The organism is Longimicrobium sp. (assembly GCF_036554565.1).
Lineage (GTDB): Bacteria > Gemmatimonadota > Gemmatimonadetes > Longimicrobiales > Longimicrobiaceae > Longimicrobium.
On sequence record NZ_DATBNB010000113.1, the window covers coordinates 1 to 3,499 of the forward strand.

Here is a 3,499-nt window from a genome sequence, read left to right on the forward strand (position 1 = left end):
ATGGTGCGGCTGACGGGCGAAACGCAGAGCGCCACGCTGGAGACGGCGCGCCGCCTGCGCGAGGCGGGGATCACCGTCGCGCTGCAGAGCGGGTACGAGGGCTACGTGCCCAAGACGCGCGTGGTGCTGTTCGAGGCGGCCATCGCGGCGGCGAACGGCATGGCGTTCGAGGATGCGCTGCGGACCATCACCATCGACGCGGCCCGCGTGATCGGGCTGGGCGACCGCGTGGGATCGCTGGAGCGCGGCAAGGACGGCGACGTGGCCGTGTTCGACGGCGACCCGTTCGAGTACACCTCGCACGTGTGCGCCGTCGTCATCGAGGGACAGGTGGTCAGCGAGACCTGCCGGTAACTGCGGGTCTCACGCGGAGGCGCGGAGGTCGCGGAGGAAAGGCCAAGGAACTTCGCCCGCGGCCGTGCCCTCTGCGTCCGGATCGTGATCATCGCCCCGCACTGGCTGCGTGCCGGGGCGGGGCGATTCGCGTTCAGGCGCAGGACGCTTCGACCGTCAGCGAAACCGGTTCGGTGGTGATCGTCGCGTCCCCCAACTCCACGGCCGCGGCCGCGGAGAGCAGGTTGGGCTGCAGTGCCGGCCGGGCGAGGAAGTAGCCCTGTCCCGCCTGCACGCCCAGGCTTCGCAGCGTCGCGAACTCGTCGCGGGTTTCGATCCCCTCGGCGATGACGACGCTGGACAGGGCGGTTCCCATCACCACCAACGCCGAGACCGCCGCCCGCACCCCTCGCCGGCTGTCGACGTCCTGCACCAGCGAGCGGTCGATCTTCAGGTACTCGGGCTCCACCTCCGCCACGATCCGCAGGTCCGAGTGGCCGGAGCCCACGTCGTCGATGGCCAGCGCGAAGCCGGCGGCGCGCCAGGCGCGAATGCCCGCGCGCAACCGTCCCCAGTCGCTCACGCCGTGCCCCTCGGTGATCTCCACCACGATGGACGACGGGCGCATCCCCGCGCCGGCCGCCGCGACCTCCATGAAGTCGACGTTTTCGCGGCGGCAGATTTCGTCCACGCACAGGTTCAGGAACAGCTTTCCACGCGATTCGCCACACACGGCCGAGGCGCGGTTGATGGCCACGGCGCAGCACAGGCGCTCCAGCGACGACGTTCGCCCCTGCTTGCGCGCCTCGCCGAACAACCGGTCCGCGAGGGCGAACTCGCCGCCTTCCACGCCGCGGCTCAACGCCTCGCAGCCGAGGACGGCGCCGTCGGCCAGGCCGAAGATCGACTGGAAGCTGGTGCGTACGGCCCGAGTCTCGATCACGTGGTCCAGGGTCATCTCGTCCCTCGCTTGAACATCGGGGATCCCCCGCGGCTGTCCTGGTGCCGACCGCAGGTCGCCGTAGATGCAGAAAGGACGCCCGTGGAGACTGCAACGTCACATCCGCGAATCTGCTACCGGACTACGTAGGAGGCGGGGCGATCTACCCGAAGAAAGCGGAGGGGCACCCGACCGTCGGATGCCCCTCCTCGTCTGCTTCGATCCGGCGATTCACGCACCGGGATCGGTGTCCTCGCGCTTCTTGGACCCCGTCGTAACGTCGACCAGGTGCATCACCTCGCGCGCGCGGCGCAGTGCGGCCTGGGTGGCCTGCCACAGTGCCCCCGCCCGCGTCGCGTCGTTGCCGGCCTCGGCCGGCTTGGGACGCTCAGCCGTTGGGGCGCGCCGCGGCGCGGGGGCGGCGCTCGGTTCCAGCACGGCCGTTCCCAGCGCGGCGCCGACGAACTCGCCGGACATGAGCCACTTGCGAAGCGTGTCATCGTCCACCTCTTCCCAGCGGTCGGGAATGGGGTGAAGGCGCCGGCGCTCGCCGTCGGATTCGAAGCTGAGCCAGCCGCCGGCGTACCGGGCCCGCACCTCGGCCTTGGAGCGCGGCCGCGTGTCCCACACCTGCCAGCGGCTGCCCGCCGCATCCATGAATTCCCTGTGAGCCATTCCAGCAGCCGATCCTGTGGGAGAAATCATTGAAACGCGCGGGCACCCGCCCTGGCGCGGAATCGTTCTCTGTAGCGCAATCGAGGAAACCACCCGGCAGGACGTACGCAACGCCCCGCCGGTCACATCGCGCCTCCGAACGCCGGTACGCGGATGCGGGGTGATGACACGCCGAAGTGCTACGAACCTTGCAGCGTCTCGCCGCGTCCGCGGAGCGCAGTTACCTTCGTGGGCGGAGTCCGCCTGGTTACCTCTTCTTGAAGATGTAAAGATGAGAGCACGAATCCTAGCCCTTGCGCTGGCGATCAGCGCGTTGTTCTCGACGCCCGCGTACGCGTGGGACGAGCTGGGCCACCGGGTGGTGGCGCAGATCGCGTGGGAGAACATGACGCCCGCCGCGCGCGCCCGGGCCATCCAGATCCTGCGCGCCGCGCCGCCGCGGTCCGGCATCGCCGCGCTGCGGCCCACCATGGGCACCGAGGCCGAGCGCGACCGGGAGTGGTTCACCTGGGCCTCCGTGTGGCCGGACCTGATCCGCGACCGCGACCATCCGGGCTTCGTCTACGCGCATTCCGAATGGCACTACGTGAACCTCTTCTGGGAAGTGGGGCCCAACGGCCAGCCGCGCGACCGCCCCGACATCCCCCGGGCGGGGCTGCTGATCGAGCAGGTGCAGCGCATTTCGGGAACGCTGGGGAGCGCGGCCGTGCCGGACTCGTCCAAGGCGGTGGACCTGGCCTGGGCGCTCCACCTGGTGGGCGACGGGCACCAGCCGATGCACAACAACGCGCGCATCACGCCCCAGGACCCCGAGGGCGACCGCGGCGCCAATGCATTCCGGCTGGCGGGGCCGTATCCGTACAGCAACCTGCACGCGTACTGGGATGGATTGGTGGGTCTCGCCCTGCCGTGGCGGTCCACGGACCGGACCGAGGCGGAGTACGTGACGAGCATTACCGAGCGGATCACCGGGCGGCATCCCCTCGGCCCGCTGCGGAGCCGCCTGCTCCCGGGCCAGTTCGAGGCGTGGTCGCGCGAGGGGTTCCAGGTCGCCAAGACCGCGTACCCGTCGTGGCTGGTGCGCGACCAGCGCCCGCCGGCGCGCTATAAGCCGTTCGCCTGGCAGAAGGCCGAGCCGCGCATCGCCATCGCGGGCTATCGCCTGGCTGAGTACCTGAATCGAAGACTGGGCTCCTGATCCACGGTTCCTGAAGCGGGCGCCGCGAAACGGGGGCGATCCGAAAGGATCGCTCCCATTTTTTTCCTTGCCCAACGGCTGTTCACGATGTACGCTTTGGACCGATACTCGCCCATTGCCCCGGAGCCGCCGATGCACGTAATCCCGATCACCCTGCATATCCTCGCCTTGACCGCCACTCCGCTCGAAGCGCAGCGCGACGTACGCCAAATCGTACAGCAGGTCGCGACGGCGGAGGCCGCGTATCGAGCCGCCCACGGCAGGTACACGGCGTCGCTGCGGGAGCTGGGGATCGAGCGGACGCGGAGCGTGGACGTGCGCATCATCGCGGAGGGCGCGCGGGGCTTCTCCGT

The 3,499-nt window shown here is 69.9% G+C and carries 5 protein-coding genes; 3 read left to right on the top strand and 2 right to left on the bottom strand.

Annotated elements, in window-relative coordinates; genetic code table 11:
* Positions 1-354: amidohydrolase family protein (locus VIB55_RS03095; protein WP_331875200.1), on the top strand; the 354-nt coding region annotated here is incomplete at its 5' end.
* Between the two features lie 133 nt (positions 355-487).
* Here VIB55_RS03095 and VIB55_RS03100 read toward each other — a convergent pair.
* Entirely contained in the window at positions 488-1,291 is an 804-nt protein-coding gene (locus VIB55_RS03100; RefSeq protein WP_331875201.1) for an EAL domain-containing protein, read from the bottom strand.
* A 213-nt stretch (positions 1,292-1,504) separates the two neighbouring features.
* A complete protein-coding gene (locus tag VIB55_RS03105) occupies positions 1,505-1,948 on the bottom strand; it encodes a hypothetical protein (RefSeq protein ID WP_331875202.1) in 444 nt (147 codons plus the stop codon).
* 271 nt (positions 1,949-2,219) lie between these two features.
* On the opposite strand from VIB55_RS03105, the gene VIB55_RS03110 reads away from it, so the two are divergent.
* On the top strand, positions 2,220-3,146 hold the full coding sequence (locus tag VIB55_RS03110) for a S1/P1 nuclease (protein ID WP_331875203.1): 927 nt from the start codon (positions 2,220-2,222) through the stop codon (positions 3,144-3,146).
* A 132-nt stretch (positions 3,147-3,278) separates the two neighbouring features.
* The coding region (locus VIB55_RS03115; protein ID WP_331875204.1) for a hypothetical protein at positions 3,279-3,499 on the top strand (221 nt) is incomplete at its 3' end.

What these genes read in the sequence shown, in the direction of transcription:
- VIB55_RS03105 (WP_331875202.1), bottom strand. Translation starts at nt 1,948, where the DNA reads ATGGCTCACAGGGAATTCATGGATGCGGCGGGCAGCCGCTGGCAGGTG.
- VIB55_RS03100 (WP_331875201.1), bottom strand. Translation starts at nt 1,291, where the DNA reads ATGACCCTGGACCACGTGATCGAGACTCGGGCCGTACGCACCAGCTTC.
- VIB55_RS03110 (WP_331875203.1), top strand. Translation starts at nt 2,220, where the DNA reads ATGAGAGCACGAATCCTAGCCCTTGCGCTGGCGATCAGCGCGTTGTTC.